Raw genomic sequence first — 26,198 nt, forward strand, 5'->3', positions numbered from 1 at the left:
GTTGGCTCCGGACATGTTGGTGGTGTCGCTCCCCAGACTGAGCATCGGTCGCCGATTTCCTGTGCCGGATACGGTCGTTGTTCTGGCGGCAGACTAGATGTATCCTGACCAAGTCGTCAATTTTTTTGATGCCTTCGACTTGGGGAAATGCGACTGCGCGCGCCTACCTCCCAAACTGCAGTTCGCCTATACCACTGCAAAACGAGGACACGTGGCAGATGCTGCGTCGGAAAGGACAGAACATGGCCCGGATAACGGAAAAACTCGACGAGAAGATCCGCGCTCGCAATATCAGGATCATCCTCAATGTCGCGACAGACGTGTTTTCCCGCAAGGGTTTTGACGGCACCAGGATTGCCGAGATCGCCGAACTAGCGAAGTTGCCCAAGGCAAATATCTATTACTATTTTTCCTCGAAGGAGGAGATTTACTCGACCATAATCACGAACCTAATTGCCGGTTGGGATGATGCCCTCGCAAATCTGCGCATCGATCGTGATCCGGCCGAAGCGCTACGCGACTACGTCAGGGCCAAGCTTGATTACACGCGGAAAAATCCGCGTGAATCGCGGCTATTTGCCAGCGAAATCATACAGGGCGCCCGCTTCCTGAGTGAAGAGGATCGTGCACACATGCGTGCTGCCACCGACAACTATGTGGCGGTTCTTGACCGTTGGATGCAGGAAGGGAGGATGGCAAAGGTTGATGCCCGGCATTTCTTCATCATGCTCTGGGGCGTAACACAGTTCTACAGCGATTTCGAACCGCTCGCCTGCGACGCGCTTCACAGCAGGAGTATCTCCAAGCGAGACTACGACACGGCCGCGGAGACGATCATGAATTCCATCGTTCGCGGTGTCATTCCTTCAAAGGACGCGGGCTGACCAGTACCGCTTTCTTCCTCCTCGGCCAGAGGGATTTTAATACGGACGCAGCGATACTCCGGCTACAGTAACCCGCATTGAAGGTGGAAAAACGGGGCACACTGCGACGTTGAAGACAATCCAACTAGCATTTGAGGCGGCAGGTCTGGAATTCCTATTCGAAAATGGTGTTGGTGTTCGTATCACGAAATCCGGCGACTAGTCCGTCGCCGCCACTGCACCCGCCTGCTTGCCTGACCGACTGCATGGATTCCGTTCCGGCCCTGGCGCGGGATGAGCAGTTTTCACCTAATAACGGCTTTGAGATTGAAGCCGAATGTCTATTAATAATAGACAAATTCTCATCTCAGTAAAGTCGACCTCGCATGCACTTTATTTTTATGCTAGAATGTCAACCATGAATGGACAACGAGAAACAAAGCTAAAGCAACTTCTCTATCAAGTCCCACCTGGTTTCTTGGTGGATTCGGACTGGATGACTCGGCACGCGATCTCGAGGCAGTCCGTCTCAGGCTACGTCAGACAGGGCTGGCTCGAGCCCGTCAAGTCGGGCCTGTACCGCCGTCCGTTTTCATCGGGCACTAACCCGGACGTCGTCGGAGGCTGGAAGATACCCGTGCTCTCGGCCGTCTGGCTCATGCAGCATAGATTTCATGTCGGTGGAGCGAGCTCTCTCTCTTTGCGGGGACACGCTCATTACCTGTCGCTAGGCAGCGAATTCGCCCTTTATCTGTACGGATCCAATATCCCGCGGTGGCTCTCGAAGCTGCCGACGGAGGCAGACGTAAAGACAAGGAGTAACGTCCTGTTCGGCGAAGAAGCGACTGGCGTTGAGAACGCGGACCTAGATCTTTCCGGCGACAAGGATCCGGAATTGGCACAGAGCCCATGGCGCTGGCCGATGCCGATGTCCTCACCCGAACGCGCGATCCTCGAAATGCTCGACGAACTCCCGAAGGGCGAAAGCTTCCATAACGTGGACGTGGCGTTTGAGAGCCTTGCCAATCTGCGCCCGAGACTGCTGACCACGCTTCTCTCCCTGTGCCGAAGTGTCAAAACAAAACGCCTCTTCTTCGTGTTCGCGGACAAGCACAATCATGCCTGGCGCCAGCACATCGACATGTCCTCTGTCGATCTCGGCAAGGGTGAGCGGGCGCTGACGCCGGGCGGTCGGCTGCACCCTATTTACCGCATCACAGTACCGGCCGACTTGATGCCAAAGGAGACCCCCAATGGCCCGTGAACAATAAATGCGCCAGGTCGACCTCCTGGTGCGATCCCTTCCTGTTATCGCCCGCCACGATGCCTTTGCCCTGAAGGGCGGCACTGCGATTAACCTCTTCTATCGCGACATGCCGCGGCTCTCGGTCGATATCGATCTGACCTATCTGCCGATCGAGGACCGCGAAACGACGCTGAAGAATATCGACACAACACTGGAGCAAATCCGTAAGGGCTTGATCCGTAGTCTGCGCGGTGCGAGCGTCCATAGGATCGCCGGCGGCGGGAACAACGACACGCGCGTTATCGTCCGCCAGGGAAATGCCGAAATCAAGATCGAAACGTCACCCGTTGCAAGAGGAACGGTCCATCCGCCTGAACGCCGACGTGTGAGCGCGGCCGTGGAGGACCAATTCGGGTTCGCCGAAATGCAAGTCGTCTCGTTCGAAGACCTGTTCGGCGGAAAACTGCACGCGGCGGTGGACCGGCAGCATCCACGAGACCTGTTCGATGTGAAACTGCTCTATGAAAACGAGGGTCTGACCGACGCCCTGTTCCGGACTTTTCTGATCTATGTTGCCAGTTCCGGGCGCCCGCCGCACGAATTGATCAAGCCGTCGATCGCAAACCTCGACGAAGCCTTCGTGAAAGAGTTCCAAGGGATGACGATCGAGCCCATCGACCTCGAAGATCTGAAGGCTGCGAGGACCCGAATGACGGCCGATATCCTCGCAAAGCTCGACGACGAGGCGATGCGCTTCCTGCTACCACTCCACGACGGCAAACCAGATTTCGGCGCAATCGGCTGCCCCAGGCGGCCGAACTTCCCGCCGTCCGCTGGAAGCTTCTGAACCTGGAAAAGTTAAAAGCCCAAAATCCAGAGAAACATGCGCAGCAGAGGCGTGAGATTGAGGAGATCGTGCCACAGGCTAGCCGAAGCGGCTAAGCGCTCGCGGCTTACGTAGATCTCACCGGTGAACCTCAGCTTCAATATACCGATTTTGATGGGATGCGAACCCAAGGCATCTCGATTTCCTCGGGAAACGAACCGTAGCACCAGGCCACATTCCACCGGAAACAGGCTGCGGCGAGCGAATGAGATGGCTGCGTTCGACGAGTTGATGTCGGCGGGCGCGGCATTGTTTGTTGCCCGGTGCGCAACCCGACCCTGCGTCAGCACCTCGCAAATATGCTTGCGCGACGCAGCGTGAGCCGCGCAGCGTGGAGCCGAACCATTGACTCAATCAGATCCGGGCACCGCCGGTTGCGTCAATCATCTGGCCGGTGGTCCATCGCGCGTCATTCGACGCAAGGAACGCGATGACGTCGGCGACGTCCTCCGCCCGGCCGACACGGGAGAAGACAGAGAGTGCTTCGGCACCGGCGCGCGCGTCTGGCGACGCCAGCCATTCGGCATTCATATCCGTCTCTGTTACACCCGGCAGCACCGCATTGACGGTGATCCCACGAGCCGCAAATTCAGGTGCCAACGCCAGCGTCAGTGTCTCAAGTGCCCCCTTGGAGGCTGCATAGGCCGGATGCGTTGGTGCCGCGATCCTCGTGAACCCGGTCGAGACATTGATGATGCGACCGTTGTCGCGAACATGATCGGCAACTGCCTGGATCAGGAAGAACGGCGCCTTGTAGTTGATCGCCATCACCTCGTCGAAGGCGGTTTCGCTTGTCTGCTTCAGCGGCAATGCGGGCGCGATGCCGGCATTGTTCACCAGGATGTCGAGGGCTGGCGTGCCTCTCTCGCGACTCACAGCTTCACTGAATTGTGCCCAGAGGCTCTCGGCCGCATCCTTGCTGTGTATGAGATCCGCCCTTACAGCCACAGCTTTTGTGCCGAGAGCCTCGATGTCGCGCACCGTCGCATCGGCTGCATCCTTGTTAGCGGTGTAATGCACGCCAACCAGCGCGGCGCCTTCCCTTGCAAAAGCAAGGGCGGCAGCCCGCCCGATGCCGCGCGAACTTCCGGTGATGAGAGCTATCTTGTCTGCTAGTCTGTGGGACATGGTTCACTCCGTTGATTAATTAAATAGCGATCGCTATAATAAAATTCGAAATACGACTGGTCAATAATTTAATAGGGATCACTATTAAAATGGCTAAATTGGTCCGCAAGCGAGGGAGACCCCGCGCGCTCGATCGCGACGTCGGCCTCGACATCGCGGCACGCCTGTTCTGGGAACGCGGCTACGAGGGAACCTCGACTGCCGACCTCACCAAGGCCATGGGGATCAATCCGCCGACGCTGTATTCCACCTTCGGCTCAAAGGAGGAGCTTTACCGCCAGGCGCTCGACTTCAGTATTGCTCGTGAGAACAGCCGTCGCTCAGACATCCTGCAATCAAGCCTTCCAGTTTATGAGGCTCTCGCGCTTTACCTTTACGACATTGCCGACGGCGACACTCAGCCAGATAAGCCGCGAGGCTGCATGGTCTCGACGGCGGTTCTGCAGCATGCGGAAGAAAATGCTTCCGTCGCGCGGATGACGGCAGCGCTGCGCGAGACGTCGATGCAGACCCTCAAGGGGCGCTTTGACCGTGCCGTCGAAGACGGCGAGTTGCCGGTGCAAACCGACACCGATACGCTTGCACGGTTTTATGGTGCGATCATCCAGGGTATGTCCGCTCAAGCCTGTGATGGCGCCTGCAATGTGCGGCTGAAGCGGCTGATCGACGTCGCGCTTACAGCCTGGCCTGGGGAGCGCCGAGCATCAGTTGGGAAATCGAACTGTCAATGAAAATTCCGTGCCTTCACCTTCAGCGTGTCGATATGCAAATCGCGCACAAACATATCCCGCGCCTGAACGACAGGCTTCGGCGTATCGCGTGGATCAGGACCACCCCCATGTGCAAACTCGTCCCCCCTACCCGCCGGCAGCCTGAACTCGGTGTCGCGATCGGCGAGCCCCGAAAGATCGGCCGATAGATCGAACAGTTGTTGGGCCACCAGGTGCACCACCTCCCCCTCCCGCTGGATCCGCCCATTGATAGCCATCATCGAGGATCCAAGCACGACGCGCCTGCGCTTTTCAAACAACGTCGGCCAGACGACAATGTTGGCCGGCCCGGTCTCGTCCTCGATGGTGATGAACATCACACCCTTGGCCGACCCCGGTTTCTGGCGCACGAGGACGAGGCCAGCCGTATAGACCCATTGTCCGTCGCGGGCGTTCATCGCGTCGCTGCAGGTGATGATGTTGCGCTGCCGCAGATCCTTGCGCAGGAAGGCAATCGGATGCTGGCGCAATGTCAGACCGGTGTGGCTGTAGTCCTGAATGACGTTGTGGCCATCCGTCATCTGCCGAAGCTCCACGTCTGGCTCCTGCTGTTCGGCGATGATTTGCATCTCGCGCTCGGCCGCCGCGGCAAACAGCGGCAGGGGTTCGTCGCGCAAGGCCTTGACCGCCCAGAGCGCATCACGACGCTCGAGCTTTAACGACGGCAGGAAGGCATCGGCTTGCGCAAGCTGAACGAGCGCTTCAGCGGGCACTCCGGATCGGCGCCAGGTATCATTGACCGACTGGAAATCCCGGTTCATGCGGCCGGCAACAATGCGGGCAGCATCTGCGACCCCCAAGCCCTTGACCCGCCGGAAACCCAGCCGGACCGCATGCCGGTCGCCATTACCTATCCTCTCCAAGGTGCAATCCCACCGGGACCGGTTGATGCAGACGGGACGCACCTCGACGCCATGGGCTCGAGCGTCGCCGACGATCTGGGCCGGTGCGTAAAACCCCATGGGCTGACTGTTGATCAGCGCCGCGCAGAACGCCTCCGGGAAATGGCGCTTGATATAGTTCGAGGCATAGGCAATCAGGGCGAACGAAGCCGCATGGCTTTCCGGAAAGCCGTAGGAGCCGAAGCCCTCCAGCTGCGAGAATGTCTTCTCGGCGAATTCAGGCGTGTAGCCGTTCTTCACCATGCCGGACACGAGCTTGTCCTTGAAGCGCGACACCCCACCGGTGAACTTGAAGGTCGCCATGGATTTGCGCAGCTGGTCTGCCTCGCCACCGGTGAACCCGGCGCAGACCATCGCGACCCGCATCGCACTTTCCTGAAACAGCGGCACACCCAGCGTCTTGCCAAGAACCGCTTCAAGTTCCGGCGTTGGATAGACGACCTCCTCCTTGCGTTCGCGCCGGCGCAGATAGGGATGGACCATGTCACCCTGGATCGGCCCGGGCCGAACGATAGCCACCTGCACGACGAGATCATAGAAGGTCCGCGGCTTCAGTCGCGGCAGCATTGCCATCTGGGCACGGCTTTCGATCTGAAAGGTTCCGAGCGTGTCTGCCTTGCGGATCATCGCATAGGTCGCTGGATCCTCCTGAGGGATCGTTGCGAGATCAATATCCTGATCCTTGTGCTCGCGAATGAGCTCGAAGGCCTTGGCCATGCAGGTGAGCATTCCGAGTGCCAGGATGTCCACCTTCATGAACTTTAGCGCCTCGACATCGTCCTTGTCCCACTCGATGATCTGCCGGTCTTTCATCGCGGCCGGCTCGATCGGAACGAGATCATCGAGCCGATCATGGGTCAGGACAAAGCCACCCGGGTGCTGGCCGAGATGGCGCGGCGCTCCCATCAGCTGCTGTGCCAGTTTCAGGGTCAGGGCGAGACGCCGATCCTCCGGGTTGAGATTGAGTTCGCGGACATTGCGATCGCGGACCTCTTCCGACCAGGACCACATGCCTGAGGAGAGCGCCTTGATCACGTCGTCAGGCAGTCCGAGCGCCTTGCCGACATCGCGGATGGCGCCGCGCGCGCGGTAGCGCGTGACGGTGGCACAAAGCGCTGCCTTCTCCCGACCGTAGGTCCGGTAGATCCATTGAATGACCTCTTCGCGGCGCTCGTGTTCGAAATCCACGTCGATGTCAGGCGGCTCGTCGCGCTCCTGGCTGACGAAACGCTCGAACAGCAGATCGTTGGTCGAAGGATCGATGCTGGTGATGCCGAGAATATAGCAGATCGCGCTGTTGGCGGCCGAACCGCGGCCCTGACACAAGATCCCCTGACTGCGGGCGTAACGAACGATCGAGAAGACGGTCAGGAAATAGGGCGCATATTTCATGGTGCGGATGAGGTCGAGTTCGTGGCGCACGATCTTCAGAACATCCGGCGGCAGGCCTTCCGGGTAACGATCGGGCACGCATTCCCAGACATAGTGCTCGAGCGAGGACTGGGCATCCTTGCCCTGTACGATCGCTTCCTCAGGGTACTGATAGGTCAGCTCCTCGAGCGAGAACGTGCAACGCCGCACGATCTCCATCGTCCGCGCCAGCGCTTGCCGGTAACGCGGAAACAGCCGCTGCATTTCCTCTGGTGGTTTCAGATAACGATCGGCGTGGCGCTCGCGCTCAAAGCCGACGTCATCGATCGTGGTCTTGTGACGGATGCAGGTGACGATATCCTGCAGCTGTCGCCGGCCGGGTTCATGGAAGAGCACGTCATTGGTGACGACGGCTTTGACCTTGAACCGCACGGCCATGTTGGAGATCTCATGAAGGCGCAGCTGGTCGTTCGGCCGCCGGCGCAGACAGAGCGACACATAGGCACGATCGCCAAAGATCTCGGAGAGCCTGCGCAACTGCACGGCGCAGGTCTCGTCAGCGAGATCAGGCACCAGAATGCCGATCATCCCGTCGCAATAGGCGACGACGTCATCCCAATGAAGAATACAGTTGTTCTTGCCGCCACGGCTCTTTCCAAGGGTGATCAGGCGCGTCAGCCGGGAATAGGCGGCGCGATCGGTCGGATAGACCAGCACAGACATGCCATCGGCAAGATCCAGCCGGCAGCCGACGACCAGTCGCAGGCCGGTTGCGCGTGACGCTTCCAGCGCACGAACGATCCCGGCCAGGCTGTTTCGATCGACCACACCGATCGCCTCGATGCCCAGGTCCCGAGCGCGGATGAAGAGCTCGTTGGCAGACGAAGCTCCGCGTAGAAACGAGAAATGCGTCGTGACCTGGAGCTCGGCATAGCTCATGCGAATATCCCGTGCATGAACCAGCGATGGTCACCGGTCTCAGGATCGACACCATCACCTGCTCGAAACACCCAAAGCCGTTCGCCGGCTTCATCCTCGATGACGAAGTAGTCCCTGACCGCCTCCATTTCTGCATCGCGCTGCCACCACTCGCCGAAGATGCGCTCCGGACCGTCGGCACGCTTGACCTTGCGCCGCCGGCCGCGCCAGACAATCGAGGCTGGCGGATGATCCGGCATGAGGGCGATTGCCGTGATCAGTTCCGGGCGCGGCAGAAGGCGGACTGGCCGACGCCAATGACCGACCCATGCGACTTCGAGCGGATCAGAGGCGGCGGCAATGCGCTGAACGGAGCGTTCGGGGACATCTGAGGCAACCGGGGCCACACGATAGACCCGTTGTCCCCGATTGCCGTAAATGTCGATCAGCGGGGTGACATCACTCACCTCGTCCTCAACCAGGGACGAGACCCTTTGCATGTCCTCAAGCGGTTCAGCCATGACGGCAACCAGCGTCAATTTCTCGATCCCGAAGCCAGGCTCGATCTTTTCCGTCCGGTCACGAAACAGCTTGGTGAGCCAGGCGACATCACGGGCGGGCTTGGCCGTTCCGGCGCGGATCGCCTGCCTGCTTCCGTCGACCTTCTCGACGATCAGGTCAGCGCGGCGCACGCCGAGACCCCGCTTCTGCAGCTCGCCAATCAGCTGTACGGCCAGGCGGCCGACATATTTGTCGATGGTCTCGGCAGCCCCGATTGGCTCTGCGAAGGCTCTTGTGACCTCGACCAGCTCTGGCGTTCGGATTGGATCGATCGGCTCTGCGACGCGGCCGAACATCTGGTCGAGGCGCCGGGCGATTTCCGGTCCGAAACGCAGCGTCAGGGGCGCGCGTGGGGTATTGGCCAATTCGCCAACAGTCTGGAAACCGAGCGTTCGGAGATCACTGAGGATCTTCTCCGGCAGACGCAAGAGCGTGATCGGCAGCTTTTCGACGGCAGCAACGGTCTTGCCAACGGGTACGATGACGGTCTCGCGGCTGATGGCCCGCGCGCAGGCGTGCGCAGCACCCCAGGTGTCGGCGATCGCAACGCGCGCCGTCAGCTTGCGCGCCAGGAACTGGTTGGAGATCTTCGTGATCATGGGCAGTTCACCACCCTGCAGATGATCGGCGCCTTCCGTGTCGAGCACGATGCCATCAGTGCCGTCGACGGCAACGATTGGGGAGTATTGGGTGAGTGCCCATAGCGTTATCCGTTCAAGCGCCGCCGCATCGACATCAGGCTCGGCATCGACAAGCATCAGTCCGCGAAACAGCGCCTGGGCCTTGGCCGCCGGCATGCCAACGCGCAGGCCGGCTTTTCGCGCAGCTGCATCCACGGCCGATACCCAACGTTTCGAGCCGCTCCTGGCGATCACCGCGATTGCCTGCTCAGCCGGAATGGACGGATCGTCGCGTCTGATCCGATCGGTCGGCAGATCCGGGAGATAGATCGATACGACCCTTGTCATCACATGCCCTTACGAGAAACTCAGCACATTCACCCGCTTTCGCGCGCATCAATTCCAAAAACCACTGCGCCCGACCGACGCCAGGCACCGGAAGGTCTTCCGACGGCATGACGCTGACACGCCACCGCGTCGTCGAGGCGGTTGGCTGGCCAAAATCGTTGGCCTCCGTCTGCCGTCGCCATCGCCGCACCGCCAGCGCCATCGTGCCCGTGCGTTCCGCGGCAAGCTGCAGCCGCCTGGAACTGACCATCGGCAATCGGACGAGCTCGCCGACCACAGCGCCGAGGCCACCGAAGGCCAAGCCCTCCTCCATGTTGGCGAGCACGTCCTCTTCCTTGTCGGACTCAACGAAGATCACCCGATCGGGATGAAGACCAACCTGCGCCAGGGCGGGGAAGAACAGGTCGGGCCGGGTCAGGCACCAAACGATCGGGCCCTTGGTTCGCGCGGCGATGCCGGCGGCACAAAGGGCGGCTGCGGCGCCATCGACGGTCCCTGCCCCGCCTCCGGCGAACTCATGCAATGCGCCGTAGGCCAGGCCACCGCCGGGCAGGATCGCATCGATCTCAGGAACGCCGAAGGCAAGACAGCCGACCTTTCTCGCCGATACGCCTTCCATCGTCGCGATCCGCTCACGCAAATCTGAGATCACATCCGACATCCCTTGGGCTCGGGCAGCAGTCATCGTTCACGGCTCCCTTCAAGGTCGTGTGGCGGATATTCTGGACCAGCATCATGCTGGACAAAATGCGAATGTTCTGTTTCTGTTCCTGTCGCAGCAAAGAGTCAAGCAACCCTAGGGATGGGAATATTATCCTGAGGATTGCAAATTCAGCGAATAGCTATCGGAATCAGGCAGCTAGCCGGTGTGAGAATTTTTTCCGCTGCCACCCACTCAAATCACAATCCGCTTGGATAACGGGGATAAAGCTGAGATCGCCACAGCGTTCCTAAACTTTCCCTGTTGTGTGCATGGTCGACGTCAAACTCCGCCACGCATCATTCAGGGGGCCTGGGAACAACGGCATGACGCTTAAGTTTTCCGCTTATACTAGAAATCGTGGCGCGGCGATTGCCGCTGTGGTCGCAAGTGGAAAAAGATCGGCGAAAAACACTCGCGGTCATGAACATGCGAGCGTCAACCTCTCGATATGGCTTCGTCTTGAAGTCATGCGGAGATAACACGACTTTACTCCGCATATTTGCGGAGAATAAGCTTGCTATTCTCCGCATCAAGCCGCAATCATAGAGCATGACCTACATTTGGCAGTCTCCAAATTGGCCAGCTTTTGAATGGCAATCGGACGAGTTTACGCCCTCTCTCGCGAACGTGCGCCTTGACCAGGGCCGCCTTATCGGCCGCGTGGAGAGCCTTGGCTTTCGAACCCGTGAAGCAACGTTCCTGCGGGCCCTGACGGACGACGTCGTAAAATCGTCGGCGATCGAGGGGGAACGGCTGGATGAGCAACAGGTCAGGTCCTCTTTGGCAAGACGACTTGGTATTGATATCGACGGCTTTGTGACGCCCAGCCGCTCGATTGAGGGGATCGTTCACATAACGCTCGATGCTGCAATTGACTGTTTCAAACCTTTAACAGAGGAACGTCTTTTTCAGTGGCATGCAGCCCTCTTTCCGACCGGTCGCAACGAATGGGGACATCGACTTCGGGTAGGCGCCTGGCGTGACGATTCCGGCGGCCGCATGGAAATCGTGTCCGGAGCTTTTGGGCACGAGAAGGTGCACTATGTCGCACCGCCGGCCGATCGCTTGGAGACCGAGATGAAGGCATTCCTCGATTGGTTCAATGGATCACAGCAGATGGATCCTCTCCTCAAGGCCGCTATCGCTCATTTATGGTTCGTCGCCATCCATCCGTTCGGCGACGGCAATGGCCGCATAACCCGTGCGATCGCCGACATGGTCCTTGCGCGCGATGGCGGGGGCGCTCAACGGCTCTATTCCATGTCCGCAGCTATCGAGAAATCGCGTGCCGGGTACTACGAGGCCCTTCAATCCGTAACAGCCCACGAGGACCTCGACATCACGAAATGGATTCAATGGTTTGTCGATCGTCTAAGCAGTGCGGTGGGCGCCGCCTTGCTGACCCTCGACAATGTCATGCTGAAGAATGAGTTCTGGCAGAGCCATGTCGCTCACGACCTCAACACGCGACAGGCCAAGGTTCTCAATCGGTTGCTGGAGGGAAATTTCGAGGGGAAGCTCACATCGACCAAATGGGCGAAATTGACGAACGCATCCCAGGACACGGCGTCGCGTGACATCGCGGACCTTTTGGCGAAAGGCATCCTTCGCAAAGGGGAAGCTGGCGGCCGCAGCACTGCCTACGAACTGGTTATAGGTGTCGCTTCGGACACTCACTCGCAGTCTTGAGAACCGAAAAAACAAGGAGACACCACACCAACTGCATTGCAGGCCGACCCGATTGACACTGCGGGTGTCATGCAATCTCGAACGACCATGATTGCAGACAGCGAGTTCCTGCCAAGACGGCAGAGTCGCCATGCATCCCATAGAGATTGCGAGGCAGGCAGACGGAACCATGCCAAAATCTTCCGCCCCGAATAAAGAATGCCGCGACGATCAATTGCCCGGCGCCGCAATCCGCACAAGGTCGGCCAGAATAGCGCGCAGCTGCGGCCACGGCGCGTCTTGCAAACCCGAGCCTGGATCCTCCGTCTCCAACACGCAATGCAGCTTTGCTGCAATGCCGGCGAACGACTTGGGTGCTGTTCTCCATAATGCTTCGGACAGCTTATCCTCCAGGTCGGCGTTTTCCGCTTCCGTCTCCTTGGCTTTGGAATATCCGACCCGAATATCGACCGCGTTCCAATCGAGGTGCTGTTTCGCTAGTTCAGCCAATGCCAACCGTCGCTCGTCCTCGTTTTCAGAGCTCGGTAGAAGGCGTTTGATCTCCTCCGCGGTGTAAGCCCAGATAAACCCCTCATCCCCGGAGAAAACGATCTGAACTCGCGGGAAGCTGCCGAGTTCACGAAGCATTTCTGTTTCGAGCGTCTGCTGCCGACGGAAGGCTTCGCCAAACGACCGGTGAGCCACCAGCCAGTCGCGCCATAGTGACACAGCCGGATCAGCGTCAGACGGCATCCCCTTCCCGTGCGGCTCCGCCAGCCCGCGCCGTCCCAGTGATCCATGCAGCGGCACCTGTCAGGAAGCTTCGGCGCATTGCATCGGGCGCGGTCTCGGATCGGGTCATCTGCGCCCCCCACGATTAAGAGAACACCTGGCCCATCGCACCAAAGGGCTTTTGATCACCAGACGAGCGGCGAGTGAGCACCATAATATTCGACGGGTGATTGAAGGCAAACTTCTGCTATTCTCAGAATCAGCCATGATCCGAGCTCCAAACAGCTTGATTGTGGTTAGGCTGCGGAGGGTGGTACGAACACCGTCTGCGGCCGTCCAGTCAGGAAAGACTACAGGGCAAGTTCGCAATGCGCAATCTAAATCACCATGGCATGGTGATATGAAGGGTATTCAATGCAAGCTGGCGCGGGTAGCGCTTGGTTGGGGCGTGCTCGAACTATCGAGTGCAGCCAGCGTTTCAACGCAAACTGTCACCCGCCTAGAGAGGGGCGATAAGCTGCGCCCAAGTACACTGTTGGCCATTCAAAGCGTGCTGGAAGCTAACGGGATCGAGTTCATTGCTGAGGACAATCGGGCCGGCGTGGGCATTCGCCTAAAACACAAAGATGCCTCGGACTAGGCTTTCTGTTCGCTCATCCCACTAGAGGGCAGGCCAAACGCTGCAAACTGCAGCATCGTGCGCAGGATGGCATTCTCCGCACGAAGCTTTTCCGCCAGCAGTGCACGCAATCTGCTGTTCTCGGTCTCTAGCTCCGCAAGTTCTGCCCGGTCGTCACTGGCTGAAGTCAGCTCGACCTTTGCCGCTCGCAAATTCTTTGGCGCCCGTTTTGCAGTCTTGCGCAGGCGGATGTCGTCGCCTGCAATCGGTTTTGTGCCGCCACTTCGCTTTTTCAAGCGTCGGGCACTGTTGGTGCCGATGGGATCGTTTGCCGCACCGTCGAGCTTAGCCCCATGACGTACCGTATTAGGAATACCCTGCTCAGGCGATGAAGGTGCGACTTCCACAACAGCAGGCGCCATAATGTAGGTAACTGGCTCCGTTCCGATTGCCGCAGGCATCGCCTGGCAATTCGTCGGAATTTCTGTCTCTTTCACAGGACAGGTCAAGTCCCTCAGAGAGCCAGGCAGCACATGAGCATCTCGTTCGGAGGCGTCAGCAAGTGGATTGGGCGGGAGAACTCCCTCGTTTTCAACGGCTCGCGCGACAGACTTGAGATCCATGTTGCCCCAGATCGAGCTGGGCTGCGTCCCGAGTTTGCGGCGACCTGACTTGTACTCGACCGTGAACGTGCGTTGTACTCTCTTCAAGCCGAAGCCTCTTTGCGATTATTGGATGATCGACCGCGTGCGTGGCGGACCTGCTGGCCTTGGAATAGCGATTAGATCTAGAATCGTCCAGTTTTGCACGGGCAGCGTCTGCCAGCAAAGCCGGAAGCAGACGCGCAGATCGAGCCCGGACCGCCGACGGGAAGCTTCGCCATCCGTCCTACAAGAGGCTGCGGGAGCGCCAGGACAATGCCGAAGTCTTTCGCCTCGACTAGAGCGGCGCGATTATTGACCACTGCACGACCCTCCTCTGTCGGACGACGTTCGGAGAGCAAGTGAGTGAGTTGGTTCCACAAAGGATCTCGCGATGGGCCGATGAATCCAGATCGTCTTGGATAGACGATCTGATGTCTTCTCGCCCTTGCGGAAATAACAACTCTTTTTCTCCGCATATTTGCGGACAATATGCCCCCTTTTCTGCGCATCGGTGGAGCCGGTCGACGCTGATAATGCAATTTGCGGTCAACCTTGACTCGGAGATTGAGTTCCGAGGCTTTGATGGCCGGACGGCGCAACGATCAATCGCCCAGCGCTGCAATCCGCACAAGATCGGCAAGAATAGCGCGCAGTTGCGGCCACGGCGCTTCCTGCAAGCCCGAACCTGGGTCTTCCATCTCCAGCACGCAATGCAGTTTCGCTGCGAGACCGGCGAACGATCGAGGCAAGGTGCTCCACAGAGCTTCCGATAATCCATCCTCAATATCAGCGGTTTCCGCTTCCGCCTTCTTGGCTTCGGAATATCCGATGTGAATATCGACTGCGTCCCAGTCAGCTTGCCGTGCCGACAATTCCGCTATGGCCGTCCATCGCGTATCGCCTTGTTCGGGGTTTGGCAGCAGGCGGCGGATCTCGTCTATGGTGTACGCCCAGATGAATCCGTCGTCCTCGGGGAAAACGATCTCCACCCGCGGGACGCTGCCAAGTTCTCGCAGCATATCTGTTTCAAGTTTCTGCTGCCGGCGACAGGCGTCACTGGCCATTCTGTGAGCCGTCAGCCAGTCCCTCCACAGCGACACCACAAGGTCCGGGTCCCCTACGCTCTCCCCTCCCTGTAGGGCCAAGCCCGCTCCGGCTGCCTCGGTGATCGATGCCGCAGCAACCGACAGGAAGCCTCGGCGCGTTGTATCAGGTGTTTTCTCCGAACGGGTCATTTGCCCCATCCTCGACGGAGAGGAATTCCGCCTCGACGCGAGACTCCAGTTTTTTGTGCAAAGGCGGCAAGTGACTGGGGCAATTTTCGGCGAGTGATTGCAGACAAACTTCTGCTATCCTCAGAATCAGCCATGATCCGAGCTCCATACAGCTTGATTGCGGTTAGGCTGCAGAAGTACTCGCAATACTCTGCAGCCGTTCAAATGTTATAGGAAGCAATTCTACCATCAAAATTGAGATTGATCAATTTGAACTCAAAAGATATCAACGAAATCACAGGGGCTCAAATTAGGGCTGCGCGTGCACTTCTCCAATGGAGTGCGAGAGATCTTGCGGCAGCTGCGTCCGTCGGCGTCGCGACTGTAAGCCGCGCCGAGGTCCACAACGAGCGACCACCCCTCACGATACCGATCCTCCGAGCACTGAAGGGAGCGTTAGAGGATGCCGGTATTGAGTTTATTTCAGAAGGACTGCGAGGGGCTGGAGTTTGCTTCAGGCTTCCAACTGATAAGCGCGTTAGAGATTGAGCAGAATCCATATGGTATGGATACCCGAGTACTGACCAGAATTTGTACCTAAATTTTGGTCAGATTGCCACTGACCAGAATTTGTATATAATCTTTGGACAGGAGAGCCGATGCCCGACCCAACCTCAGACACAGTTGAGAAAGTTCATGCCAGAATCACCGCTGGCGCTCCGTCGGGTGTGTGGTCACGGGGGGATTTTTTGGATATCGCCAGCCCAAACGCCGTTGAGAAGGCCCTGCAGCGGCTGACAAATCGCGGCGATATTCGCCGGCCTTACCGCGGCCTCTATGACAAACCCACCGTCAGCAAGCTAACTGGAAAGCTGGTATTTCCGCCACGCGCATCCTTCATCGATGCGATTGCCCGCCGGGACAAACTCCGGATCCTCGTGGATGGCATGACCGCCGCCAATGATCTCGGGCTCACTACCGCGGCTCCCGCGCGATCAACAATCCATGCGGACACATACCCCAGGACGATCGAGATCGATGCGACGACTGGTGATCATAAAGTGAGCGCCCCGGTCATCTACAAGCTCGACTTCAAGAGAGCCTCGGCCAAAGCCGCATTCTGGGCCGGAAAGCCGGCCATGCGAATTGTCCAGGCGCTGGCGTGGCTGCGCGACGACCGAAGCAACCTGGAACCCGCCATAGCTGGGATCGTCCAGAAGCTGAGGAATAGTCCGAACCGACAGGTCATTGCAGACGACCTAAGGATGAACCTTTCGGCTTTGCCGGCATGGATGTATCCGGCCGCTCAAGAAATCGCCGAGGGATTGGCACCGGTGGGGAACGCAGGTAAGCGAGAAGAGGCGGCCGATGCAGACCACATTCGTTGAAGTTCTCCGGTCAAGCCCTGCTGAACGCCGCGCGTTGTATGAGGCAGCAGCTGCAAGTCTCCGAACGCGCGCGGAGAATGTTGAAAAGGACATCTATGTTTGCTGGATCCTGGATTTCCTTTTCAATCAACGAAACGGCGACCCGGTCAACCTCTACTTCAAGGGCGGGACAAGCCTGAGCAAGGCCTACGACGTCATCAAAAGGTTCTCCGAAGATATCGATATCGGTGTGTACAAAACCGATATCGACGCTCCCCTTGAACAAGAAATTGCCGAACAGGGCTCCGTCAACAAGCAGCAAAAAATGCTCGCTGAGAAGGTCGATGAGGCGGCGCGCACCTACATCTCCGGCCCTTTGAGGGAACAACTCCTCGCGAAGATCGCAAAGACGGAGTCACAGATTGGCGAAGTAGGCCACTTTGCCGTCGAATATGGTTACGATCCCTATCGAAAGCGCGACGCGCTGGATATTCTTGTCGTGACCTACAAGAGCGTATTTGGGACCGATGCTGACTACGTTCAACCTGCTGTCCGGATTGAGGGTGGAGCTCGCCCGGATCCGGTCCCGGTCGAAGCACGCACAATTATCCCATACATCGCGTCCGAACTGAACACTGCAGAAGACCTACGGGTCAACGGAGTGACAACCGTGAAACCAGAGCGAACCTTCTGGGAAAAAGTTCTCATCCTCCACGCGATGACTGAAATGACCGAGAAGCGGGCCGGTGAACAGGTCGCGGGAAAGCCAGTGCCCGATCTCAATCGATACTCGCGCCATTATTACGATGTCCATCAGATTTGGACGAACAGCGCTTATGGCAAGGCAACGGCCTCGATGAGGGAGCTAGCGGAGGCCTGCCGAGTGCACAAGGAGCTCATGTTTCGCGCGCCAGATCATCGATACGATCGAGCCGTGCCGGGCAGCTATCGACTTCAGCCTACCTTGGATATGCGCGAGAAACTCACACGCGACTATGAGCGCATGTCGGCAATGATCTTCGCGGACATTCCGGAATTCGAAATCATCATGCGCAGTATTGCCGAACTTGAGGGGTTCATCAACGCGGTGGCATAGCTACGCAAAGCCAGTCGATCCCGATATCGGTCGCAGAACGACAACTTTTGAGATTTACAGGATTCTGCCGCCCGCCCGGGAGTTTCACTCGACTAGCGAACGGCGCGACATGCGCTAAGTTAGGTCCGGTTCTATCGGGAGGGATGGGTATCGAATGTGCAACTTATACCGCATGGAAGATAAGGACTGGGTCAGCAAATGGGCTCAGGACGTCGAAAGCCTGATCAACATCAGGCCGGCCTATCAGATGAATCCCAATCAGATGGGCCCGATCGTCCGCAACACCGCCGACGGGAAAAAGCAACTCGTCCACGCACGCTGGGGGCTCCCCTCCCCGATCTTCGTTCAGAAACAGGCAGCGGAGACCCGCGCCGCAAAACTTAAGGCCAAGGGTCAGGCCGTCGACATGGATGAGCTCATCCGCATGGAGCCAGACCGCGGCGTCACCAATGTGCGCAAGCTCAACCTGCCACACTGGAAGCGCTGGTTCGGTGTCGAGCATCGATGCCTCGTGCCGGTCACCAGTTTCGCGGAGCCGGATCCTTCCAGTCAGGAAGATGGTGGCAACGTGCCAAAACGCCTGGTTTGCCCGCGATGAGGAAAAGTCGCTGATGTTTTTCGCAGGGATCCACGTGCCGCACTGGAAGAGCGTCAGGAAGGTGAAGGATGGGCTGACGACAGATGATCTCTATGGCTTTCTCACCACCGACGCGAATGAGTTGGTGAAGCCGATCCATAAAAAGGCGATGCCTGTGCTCCTGCTCACGCCGGAGGAAACTGATGTCTGGATGCGGGCGCCATGGGACGAGGCGATGCACCTGGCGCGGCCGCTACCCGAAGACGCGCTGATCATATCGTCTCGCGAGCCGTATGGCTCATCGATCGTCGCAAAAGACGGCGAACCGCTGCAGCAGGCGATGCTTTTGTGACCGCAGCAATCGTGAATCGAGCTCGAGCGGTCCGAGTCGACTATTGGGCTATCCATCCCCGGAAATGAGAGTACACTACTGATTATCGGCGTCAGGGATAACTGGTAGGCGCCGCTTGGGAGTTCATACTTGCTCTTGCCGATCGAACGGAGGAGCACGTGCATGTTGATGTCCCTTATCTCCCTTTCCGACGATGAGATCGAAACAGTCACCTCCGCTGTGCGCGAGTGGTGCCATTTGAACCACTGCGACATCGATAGCTCGCAGGGTCGCCATGCGATCACGATCGCGGTCGAACTTGTTCACGCCAAGCACGAAAAAACCCTTTCTTGATTGCTTGATCGAAGCGCTCCGCTCACCGTTCGAGAGCCAACCGGCGATTTCCGGCGAGATGATCAATCACGCTGGACCTGTGACGCCTCCAACGGTTTGAGATTTGACTCTCAGGTCAAATGTTCTTATTTTGTTCCTTCTGATAGGAAAGGATATGGACATGAGCTGGCTCAAACTCGACCCCGCAATATCGTCGATGCCGGAACCTAAATTTCGCCTGGTGGTCGAGGATCATTTTCTGAAGCTGTTTTTGCCGCATTACGACAGCTTCGACTGGAACGTCGCCGCTTTTTACCGAAGCCGCGACGAGCAGCCGATCTATTATTTCTCGCCCGGCGCCGCGGATCCGCTGACGAGGTTCGGCGAATACCCTTACGAGCCATGCGACCGGCCGGACTCCACCGCAGTTACCTTACAGAGCGGATCGGCGCTTGCCGTCGATACCGCCTGGGTGGAATTGCCCGATGACACGCGCCCATACCCAGAGTTGGACCAGGAGTTTGAAGACGCCGAGGCGGAGTTTTGGGCTGAACTCATTGGATTGGGTGGAAAGCACGGCTCGAACGGCGGCGGTCCCGCCTGAGATAGTACCGATGGATATCATGGCCTCTGCGACCATCAGAAAGATTATCCATGTCGACATGGACGCCTTCTATGCATCGGTTGAACAGCGCGATAATCCAGAACTGCGCGGCAAGCCGCTGGCGGTCGGCGGCGCTGCCGCGCGTGGTGTGGTTGCGGCTGCCAGCTATGAAGCCCGAAAATTCGGTGTTCACTCGGCGATGCCTTCGGTCACGGCCGCTCGCAAATGCCCAGATCTGATTTTTGTGACGCCGCGCTTCGAGGTCTACCGTGCAGTCTCGCAGCAGATCCGTGAGATCTTTGCCGAGTACACGCCGTTGATCGAACCGCTGTCGCTCGACGAGGCCTATCTCGATGTCACCGAGAACCTGAAAGATATGCCGATCGCCACCGCGATCGCGCTGGAGATCCGCGCCAAGATCAAGGCGGTCACAGGACTGAATGCGTCAGCCGGCATCTCATACAACAAATTCCTCGCCAAGATGGCCTCTGACCTGAACAAGCCGAACGGCCAGGCTGTCATCACGCCGAAGAACGGCCCTGCCTTTGTCGAGGGGCTGGCGGTGAAGAAATTCCATGGCGTCGGGCCGGCTACCGCGGAGAAGATGCATCGGCTTGGAATTCAGACCGGCGCCGACCTCAAGGCCCAATCGCTGCAATTTCTGACGCAGCATTTTGGAAAAGCCGGCCCCTACTTCCATGGCATTGCACGCGGTATCGATGAGCGCCGCGTAAAGCCGGACAGGGTCCGCAAATCCGTCGGCGCCGAAGATACCTTCGCGCAGGACATCCATAGCTATGATCCGGCGCTAGAAGGTATGCGGCCGCTGATCGCCAAGGTCTGGCGCTATTGCGAAGCCAATGCCATCAGGGCGAAGACCGTCACCCTCAAGGTAAAATACGCTGACTTCACGCAGATCACGCGGGCCAGAACTGGCGAGCGATCTTTTCTGTCGGCCGGCGAGATCGAGGCGGCCATCAGCTCACTGCTCCAGCCCGTCTTCCCGCCGCCAAAGGGCGTGCGCTTGCTGGGCGTGACCCTATCTTCGCTCGAGCAGGCAGATGTCAATCAGACGGACCAACTGAAGTTGACGCTCTGATCAGCCGGTCCGCATGCGCCTCAGTCGATCTGCCGATCGTCTTGAAACGCACATCCAGCCCTTCCCTTTCGCTGACCAAGCGCCACTTCCCTACCCGCATACAGCCTTTCAGCGGAGACGTTTCTATGAAGTATTCTGCCCTGCTGCTCACCGCAGCGAGCGTGTTTGGTTTTACGGTTCCTGGTTTAGCGCAAGATGGCAATTTCAATCTGGCCTATCATGTGGAGCGCACTCCGAAGGCAAAGTTGAGCATCGAAGACTGCGGGAGCGCAATCGAGAAGACGGCGAAACAGGTAGGGCTCGCATCCGACGTACAAACTTTCCCGGGGCAGCTCGTGGTCGTCCGAGGCGGTGATGAAGGCCGCGGCGCTTTCATCGCCCACGGCATCGAGGTCGAGAACACGACGGTCAGCGTGGTTCAGGGGATCGACTATCAAGGACCAAAGGCTGCTCTTGGCGAGTTTGCAGACCAGGCAAACGCCGCGGTCAAAGCCGCCGCGGAATAACCTCCAGTATCATCCTTATCCTCTTGTGGGTGGCGAAGACGAGAGATGGCCATATTACGATTTCCTGATATCGTAGCCTCATTGTGTGGGGAGTAGACGTAATGAAGAGTTTGGTTCCAGACGCATTTTATTGGGCACGGTCCGACAAGCACACCGATGGCCGGACGACGATCGTGCAAGTATCGACGATCTTCGGTGAGGATCCGGACTTCTGGACCTTGGCCGTCCTCGGCTCCGACCAACATCACATGATCAGTGATTTCGAGCTCGTTGCGCTTGTCGAACCGCTGGATGGTTTCCAGCTTCGTCAGGCTGCGGAATAGCTTCAGCCAAAGCGCGAAGAGGCCCATCGGGCACCGGCAAATTTCGTAGTTTGACGACAGGGAACAAAGCGACAGATCTGTAGTTATTTGGGTATGTCGGGCGTAAGCATAATCGGAGCGCGGTGCTCTCCTTACCCTCAGCAAGACTGAGGTTGCTTCCAGCCTTCGAGCTGTGACGCGGGGTTCGAATCCCTGCCCCGACTACCAAATCCCCATGGCAACAACCAAGTCTTCTCGGTGGTGCGATGACAGACCAAGGTGCGTATTTGCTGATCTTTTTCGCACGAACATGTCAATGATCATCGATCCGGTGGCGCCGAATGGATCGAGCGCAAGAGTCTTTCTAACGTCGCACGCGCCTCCGCAGGAGTGGTTAAAGCCCAGGCGCGGCCGCCGCGTGATCACCGGAGTACGGCGCCCGCGATCGGCAACTTTTCTGAATACCTTGCGATTTAAAACGAGAGCGCCTCGTCTGCAGAGCGCCAAGAGCCGCCATGGCGGGTGTTGCACAAAGGTGCAGCGGTTGCGCGCTGAAGACTACCCCCCTGCTAAATGAACTGAAGTTAGCTGACGATACGGGAGGACTGAGCCAGGATTTACGTTGGCTGGCGTGACAAGACGCCTGGGATCAATTGCGGCCATGAGCCAGAAGCCGGTGGAACGGGGAATCCGCCTCTTCGAGCCACCTTTGTCGTGCCCCAATCTTCTTCCCGCGTCCTATGATCGAGTAGGTGTGGACGTGGCCCCGGCCGAAATTGTCCGACATGAATAAGAAGAGCATCTGATCCGGGGACGCCTGCATCTCGTCTCTATCGCCTGCGATGTTCATCACAGGCCCCAGCACACGGCGATTGTTTAGGTCTGTTTCGGGGTACGCCTTAATTGTGGCGTAGGCCACCACGTAGGCTCGCGCTTTGTTTTCTATCAGGACTCGACGAAGCCGTGCGGCCGCTCGAACATCATCATCTTCGATCCCCTCTCCAATGGCAATCTGCCATATTCCGTCAGGCATGAGTGCTAACGCCATTGATGCCCACCCGCCCTGTTGGTTGAACACTCCCAGCACGATGTCTTCTGCGTTCCGGTAGAACTCTGAAACGTCCATCAGACTTCTCCAATCATGGTTGCTAGAAAACTGACTCGATGATGGATCGGCCGCAAGCCTTAACCGATGGAATTCCTCTCAGGGCTCTCTCCGGCGCCTGGAATGCGTTGCTGTGATGTTTTGGCCATTGCCGACCCGCGCCGCAATCCACGCCTTGCCGCGGCCTTGGCGGTCGGTCCTGCCTAGAAGATGTTCGGCCGGGACGTAATCACCGATATAACCCCGACAGCGACAGTCGACCCTTTGCGCCCGAAAGCCGCCACGGCAGCATCGGGCCAAATGCGGATACAGGCTAGTTGCTGAGCAACTCGGTTTCCTATGAGATTTCAGTGTCGCAGCGTTTTGCCTTTGGCGGCTTCGGCCTCGCAAGCTGAGGGTGACTAACAGCATCGTGGGGTCGCTGCTCACACGCGCCTATCAAATGTTTCTGCTTGACGCAGACCGCAAGGCCGCAATACCCTTTGCGCATTCACCAGGGGTGTCCCGTCAAGGGGCTGAGATTCTGCTATCGCGCGCAGTGACCCGTTGAACCTGATCCAGTTCATACTGGCGTAGGGACGGTGCAAGCGCTCGAAGGCCGGGATTCCCGTGTGGACTCCGTGCCGGCGTCTTTTCATCATTCCGGCTGAGGACTGGGTCTCCAATCGAAAACTTGGAGCCTCAACCATGACTATCGCCGCAAAGACCATTACCCCCACAGTCACCACCGGCCCGTTGCCGGCCTCCCGCAAGATCCATATCCCGGGTGAGATCCACCCCGATATCCGCGTTCCCATGCGCGAAATCAGCGTTCACCCGACCTCCGGCGAGCCGCCGGTCACGGTCTATGATTCGTCCGGCATCTACACCGTCGAAGGCGCCGATATCAGCATCGAGTGCGGCCTGCCAGCGCTGCGGCGCGACTGGGTTCTCGCCCGTGGCGATATCGAGGCCTATGACGGCCGGCAGGTGCGCCCCGAGGATAACGGCTTTGCCAGCGGCGAGCGCCTGACGCCGGAATTCCCCGCCAAGCGCCAGCCGCTGCGCGCCAGGGACGGCAAGGCCGTGACCCAACTTGCCTATGCCCGCGCCGGCATCATCACGCCGGAAATGGAATTCATCGCCATCCGCGAAAACCTCGGCCGCAAGGCGAAAGCCGAAGCCATGGTCCGCGAGGGCGAGAGCTTCGGCGCGCATATTCCCGATCACGTCACCCCTGAATTCGTCCGCCAGGAAGTGGCCGCCGGCCGCGCCATCATTCCCGCAAACATCAACCACCCCGAAGCCGAGCCGATGATCATCGGCCGAAACTTCCTGGTGAAGATCAACGCCAATATCGGCAACTCCGCCGTCACCTCATCGATGGCGGAAGAGGTCGAGAAGATGGTCTGGGCAGCGCGCTGGGGTGCCGATACCGTCATGGACCTCTCCACCGGCCGCAACATCCACAACATCCGCGAATGGATCATCCGCAACTCGCCACTGCCCATCGGCACCGTGCCGCTCTACCAGGCGCTGGAAAAGGTCGAGGGCATTGCCGAGAACCTGACCTGGGAGGTCTATCGCGACACGCTGATCGAGCAGGCCGAACAGGGCGTCGACTATTTCACCATTCATGCCGGCGTGCGGCTGCACTACATCCCGCTGACCGTCCACCGCGTCACCGGCATCGTCTCGCGCGGCGGCTCGATCATGGCCAAGTGGTGTCTCCATCACCACCGCGAGAGCTTTCTCTACGAGCACTTCGAGGCGATCTGCGACATCTGCCGCGCCTATGACGTCTCCTTCTCGCTGGGCGACGGCCTGCGCCCCGGCTCGATCGCCGACGCCAACGATGCCGCGCAATTCGCCGAGCTGGAAACGCTGGGCGAACTGACGAAGATCGCCTGGGCAAAGGATTGCCAGGTCATGATCGAAGGCCCTGGCCATGTGCCGATGCACAAGATCAAGGAGAACATGGACAAGCAGCTCGCCGTCTGCGGCGAGGCGCCGTTCTATACGCTCGGGCCGCTGACGACGGATATCGCGCCGGGATACGACCACATCACCTCGGGCATCGGTGCGGCGATGATCGGCTGGTTCGGCACGGCGATGCTCTGCTACGTCACGCCGAAGGAGCATCTCGGCCTACCCGATCGAAACGACGTGAAGACCGGCGTCATCACCTACAAGATCGCCGCCCACGCCGCCGATCTCGCCAAGGGGCACCCGGCCGCCCAGCTGCGCGACGATGCGCTGTCGCGCGCCCGCTTCGAGTTCCGCTGGGAGGACCAGTTCAACCTCTCGCTGGACCCGGAAACCGCCCGCAGCTTCCACGACGAGACGCTGCCCAAGGAAGCGCACAAGGTCGCGCATTTCTGCTCCATGTGCGGCCCGAAATTCTGCTCGATGCGAATCTCCCACGATATCCGCGCCGAAGCACAGAAGGAGGGGCTGGACGCCATGGCGGCCAGGTATCGCGACGGCGGCGATCTCTACATGGCTGTCGATGCCGAGGGCCAGGTGGTCGGCTGAGATGCGCGTCCTCGTCAAGGGGGGCGGCGTTGCCGGCCTCACGGTCGCACATGCGCTCGCAGCGCGCGGCGCCGAAGTCACGGTCTTCGATCCGCACCCCTGCTTTTCGGCGGCCGCGTCATGGCTCGCCGGCGGCATGCTGGCGCCCTGGTGCGAGCGCGAGAGCGCCGACGAGGCCGTGCTGCGCGAGGGGCAGGAAGCGCCCGACCGTTGGGAAGCGATGCTGCCCGGCGAGGTCAAACGGAACGGCACATTGGTGCTGGCTCCCGCCCGCGACCAGGCGGAGCTGAAGCGCTTCGCCGGCCGTACCACGGGATATGAATGGCTGGACGAAGAGCGGATCGCGGCGCTCGAGCCCTCCTTGGCCGGTCGCTTCCGGCAAGCGCTGTTCTTCTCGCGCGAAGCCCATCTCGATCCGCGCCGGGCGCTGCCTGCCTTGCGCCAAAAGCTGATCGCGCACGGTGCCGTCTTCATCGAAACGCTCCTCGAAAAGCAGGACTTCGACCATATCGTTGATTGCGCCGGCGCGGCGCGCATCAACGAGACCGCCTCGCTGCGCGGCGTCCGTGGCGAGATGCTCTACCTCAGGACCGACGAGATAACTCTCGACCGCCCGGTGCGGCTGCTGCATCCCCGCATCCCCGTCTATATCGTGCCGCGTGGAAACGGCCTGTTCATGGTCGGCGCGACGATGATCGAGACGGAATTCGCAGGCCCAATCACCGCTCGCTCGCTGATGGAGCTGTTGAACGCCGCCTACGCGCTGCACCCGGCCTTCGCCGATGCGACCGTGGTGGAAACCGGCGCCGGCATCCGCCCCGCCTTTCCCGACAATTTCCCCCGCGTCGAGCAGCACGGAAATCTGATCTCGCTGAATGGCCTTTACCGCCACGGCTTTCTGCTCGCGCCCGCCATGGCGACGCGGGCGTCCGACCTTGTCTTCAACACCGATACCGCAGGAGGACACGCATCATGAAACTGATCGTCAACGGCGAAGCCAAGGAGATCGCCGTCGCCACGCTCGAGGAGCTGCTGGCGCTGATGGATTACGAAGGCGACTGGCTGGCGACCGCCGTCAACGGCGAACTCGTCCACCGCGAGGACCGGCCGGCCCACTCGCTGAACAATGACGACCGGATCGAGATCCTGTCGCCGATGCAGGGAGGCTGAC

25 protein-coding genes, 1 pseudogene and 1 riboswitch are annotated in these 26,198 nt (G+C 59.1%); of the genes and pseudogenes, 17 read left to right on the forward strand and 9 right to left on the reverse strand.

The features are described 5' to 3' along the window. Positions 1–77 precede the first annotated feature (77 nt). The 3 genes from ACODTZ_RS28940 (at position 78) to ACODTZ_RS28950 (ending at position 2,956) form a co-directional block, all read left to right on the forward strand. Positions 78–884 carry a TetR family transcriptional regulator C-terminal domain-containing protein gene (locus ACODTZ_RS28940; protein WP_489029931.1) on the forward strand — a complete coding sequence of 269 codons (807 nt, stop codon included), beginning with the start codon at positions 78–80 and terminating at the stop codon, positions 882–884. 397 nt (positions 885–1,281) lie between these two features. Continuing rightward, positions 1,282–2,127, forward strand: coding sequence for a type IV toxin-antitoxin system AbiEi family antitoxin domain-containing protein (locus ACODTZ_RS28945; protein ID WP_489029933.1), 846 nt, complete (start codon positions 1,282–1,284; stop codon positions 2,125–2,127). A 7-nt stretch (positions 2,128–2,134) separates the two neighbouring features. Next, positions 2,135–2,956 carry a nucleotidyl transferase AbiEii/AbiGii toxin family protein gene (locus tag ACODTZ_RS28950; RefSeq protein WP_489029935.1) on the forward strand — a complete coding sequence of 274 codons (822 nt, stop codon included), beginning with the start codon at positions 2,135–2,137 and terminating at the stop codon, positions 2,954–2,956. 11 nt (positions 2,957–2,967) lie between these two features. On the opposite strand, the gene ACODTZ_RS28955 is transcribed toward ACODTZ_RS28950, so the two are convergent. Continuing rightward, a complete protein-coding gene (locus ACODTZ_RS28955) occupies positions 2,968–3,285 on the reverse strand; it encodes a hypothetical protein (RefSeq protein WP_489029937.1) in 318 nt (105 codons plus the stop codon). 64 nt (positions 3,286–3,349) lie between these two features. Next, on the reverse strand, positions 3,350–4,123 hold the full coding sequence (locus tag ACODTZ_RS28960; RefSeq protein ID WP_489029939.1) for an SDR family oxidoreductase: 774 nt from the start codon (positions 4,121–4,123) through the stop codon (positions 3,350–3,352). Between the two features lie 89 nt (positions 4,124–4,212). On the opposite strand from ACODTZ_RS28960, the gene ACODTZ_RS28965 reads away from it, so the two are divergent. Further along, positions 4,213–4,854 (forward strand): TetR/AcrR family transcriptional regulator, encoded by a 642-nt coding sequence (locus ACODTZ_RS28965; protein WP_489029941.1) that lies wholly within the window; start codon positions 4,213–4,215, stop codon positions 4,852–4,854. Here the strand turns inward: ACODTZ_RS28965 and ACODTZ_RS28970 are convergent. The 3 genes from ACODTZ_RS28970 to ACODTZ_RS28980 are packed head-to-tail and all read right to left on the reverse strand — an operon-like array spanning position 4,848 to position 10,298. Continuing rightward, positions 4,848–8,105, reverse strand: a complete 3,258-nt coding sequence (locus ACODTZ_RS28970; RefSeq protein WP_489029943.1) for an error-prone DNA polymerase — start codon at positions 8,103–8,105, stop codon at positions 4,848–4,850. The genes ACODTZ_RS28965 and ACODTZ_RS28970 overlap by 7 nt on opposite strands. Further along, the gene (locus ACODTZ_RS28975) at positions 8,102–9,613 is read right to left on the reverse strand and encodes a Y-family DNA polymerase (RefSeq protein WP_489029945.1); all 1,512 of its coding nucleotides are present in this window, start codon (positions 9,611–9,613) and stop codon (positions 8,102–8,104) included. Before ACODTZ_RS28975 ends, ACODTZ_RS28970 begins: the two co-directional genes overlap by 4 nt. Then, complete coding sequence (locus ACODTZ_RS28980) at positions 9,534–10,298, reverse strand: ImuA family protein (protein WP_489029947.1); 765 nt, start codon at positions 10,296–10,298, stop codon at positions 9,534–9,536. Before ACODTZ_RS28980 ends, ACODTZ_RS28975 begins: the two co-directional genes overlap by 80 nt. Before the next feature lie 567 nt (positions 10,299–10,865). Between ACODTZ_RS28980 and ACODTZ_RS28985 the strand changes: the two genes are divergently transcribed. Further along, positions 10,866–12,005 (forward strand): Fic family protein, encoded by a 1,140-nt coding sequence (locus tag ACODTZ_RS28985; RefSeq protein ID WP_489029949.1) that lies wholly within the window; start codon positions 10,866–10,868, stop codon positions 12,003–12,005. Between the two features lie 210 nt (positions 12,006–12,215). Here the strand turns inward: ACODTZ_RS28985 and ACODTZ_RS28990 are convergent, their stop codons facing one another. Next, entirely contained in the window at positions 12,216–12,737 is a 522-nt protein-coding gene (locus ACODTZ_RS28990; RefSeq protein WP_489029951.1) for a hypothetical protein, read from the reverse strand. 379 nt (positions 12,738–13,116) lie between these two features. Between ACODTZ_RS28990 and ACODTZ_RS28995 the strand changes: the two genes are divergently transcribed. Then, positions 13,117–13,356 carry a helix-turn-helix domain-containing protein gene (locus tag ACODTZ_RS28995; protein ID WP_209236605.1) on the forward strand — a complete coding sequence of 80 codons (240 nt, stop codon included), beginning with the start codon at positions 13,117–13,119 and terminating at the stop codon, positions 13,354–13,356. On the opposite strand, the gene ACODTZ_RS29000 is transcribed toward ACODTZ_RS28995, so the two are convergent. Next, the gene (locus ACODTZ_RS29000) at positions 13,353–14,045 is read right to left on the reverse strand and encodes a hypothetical protein (RefSeq protein WP_489029954.1); all 693 of its coding nucleotides are present in this window, start codon (positions 14,043–14,045) and stop codon (positions 13,353–13,355) included. The genes ACODTZ_RS28995 and ACODTZ_RS29000 overlap by 4 nt on opposite strands. Positions 14,046–14,581: 536 nt before the next feature. After that, positions 14,582–15,214 carry a hypothetical protein gene (locus tag ACODTZ_RS29005; RefSeq protein ID WP_489029956.1) on the reverse strand — a complete coding sequence of 211 codons (633 nt, stop codon included), beginning with the start codon at positions 15,212–15,214 and terminating at the stop codon, positions 14,582–14,584. A gap of 638 nt (positions 15,215–15,852) precedes the next feature. Here ACODTZ_RS29005 and ACODTZ_RS29010 point away from each other — a divergent pair. The 8 genes and pseudogenes from ACODTZ_RS29010 (at position 15,853) to ACODTZ_RS29045 (ending at position 21,429) form a co-directional block, all read left to right on the forward strand. Beyond that, entirely contained in the window at positions 15,853–16,581 is a 729-nt protein-coding gene (locus ACODTZ_RS29010; protein ID WP_489029958.1) for a DUF6088 family protein, read from the forward strand. Beyond that, positions 16,562–17,656, forward strand: coding sequence for a nucleotidyl transferase AbiEii/AbiGii toxin family protein (locus ACODTZ_RS29015; RefSeq protein ID WP_489029960.1), 1,095 nt, complete (start codon positions 16,562–16,564; stop codon positions 17,654–17,656). The genes ACODTZ_RS29010 and ACODTZ_RS29015 overlap by 20 nt, the downstream gene beginning before the upstream one ends. Positions 17,657–17,810: 154 nt before the next feature. Continuing rightward, positions 17,811–18,585, forward strand: a pseudogene (locus ACODTZ_RS29020) (SOS response-associated peptidase). Positions 18,586–18,747: 162 nt separating this feature from the next. Continuing rightward, positions 18,748–18,918, forward strand: coding sequence for a hypothetical protein (locus ACODTZ_RS29025; protein ID WP_489029962.1), 171 nt, complete (start codon positions 18,748–18,750; stop codon positions 18,916–18,918). A gap of 160 nt (positions 18,919–19,078) precedes the next feature. Beyond that, positions 19,079–19,501 carry a hypothetical protein gene (locus tag ACODTZ_RS29030; RefSeq protein ID WP_489029964.1) on the forward strand — a complete coding sequence of 141 codons (423 nt, stop codon included), beginning with the start codon at positions 19,079–19,081 and terminating at the stop codon, positions 19,499–19,501. A 10-nt stretch (positions 19,502–19,511) separates the two neighbouring features. Then, positions 19,512–20,600 (forward strand): DNA polymerase IV, encoded by a 1,089-nt coding sequence (gene dinB / locus ACODTZ_RS29035; protein WP_209236600.1) that lies wholly within the window; start codon positions 19,512–19,514, stop codon positions 20,598–20,600. Between the two features lie 125 nt (positions 20,601–20,725). Next, entirely contained in the window at positions 20,726–21,106 is a 381-nt protein-coding gene (locus ACODTZ_RS29040; RefSeq protein WP_209236599.1) for a DUF6180 family protein, read from the forward strand. A gap of 101 nt (positions 21,107–21,207) precedes the next feature. Continuing rightward, the gene (locus tag ACODTZ_RS29045) at positions 21,208–21,429 is read left to right on the forward strand and encodes a hypothetical protein (RefSeq protein WP_489029967.1); all 222 of its coding nucleotides are present in this window, start codon (positions 21,208–21,210) and stop codon (positions 21,427–21,429) included. 628 nt (positions 21,430–22,057) lie between these two features. On the opposite strand, the gene ACODTZ_RS29050 is transcribed toward ACODTZ_RS29045, so the two are convergent. Further along, entirely contained in the window at positions 22,058–22,534 is a 477-nt protein-coding gene (locus tag ACODTZ_RS29050) for a hypothetical protein (protein WP_489029969.1), read from the reverse strand. Positions 22,535–22,998: 464 nt separating this feature from the next. Continuing rightward, a riboswitch (TPP riboswitch) is annotated at positions 22,999–23,110 on the forward strand. A gap of 90 nt (positions 23,111–23,200) precedes the next feature. Here ACODTZ_RS29050 and thiC point away from each other — a divergent pair. The 3 genes from thiC to thiS are packed head-to-tail and all read left to right on the forward strand — an operon-like array spanning position 23,201 to position 26,197. Beyond that, on the forward strand, positions 23,201–25,027 hold the full coding sequence (thiC, locus tag ACODTZ_RS29055) for a phosphomethylpyrimidine synthase ThiC (RefSeq protein ID WP_489029971.1): 1,827 nt from the start codon (positions 23,201–23,203) through the stop codon (positions 25,025–25,027). A gap of 1 nt (position 25,028) precedes the next feature. After that, positions 25,029–26,003 (forward strand): glycine oxidase ThiO, encoded by a 975-nt coding sequence (gene thiO / locus ACODTZ_RS29060; protein WP_489029973.1) that lies wholly within the window; start codon positions 25,029–25,031, stop codon positions 26,001–26,003. Then, entirely contained in the window at positions 26,000–26,197 is a 198-nt protein-coding gene (thiS, locus tag ACODTZ_RS29065) for a sulfur carrier protein ThiS (protein ID WP_209236594.1), read from the forward strand. The genes thiO and thiS overlap by 4 nt, the downstream gene beginning before the upstream one ends. The last annotated feature ends 1 nt before the right edge of the window (position 26,198 follow it).

It is taken from the genome of Rhizobium sp. FG113 (assembly GCF_057809895.1).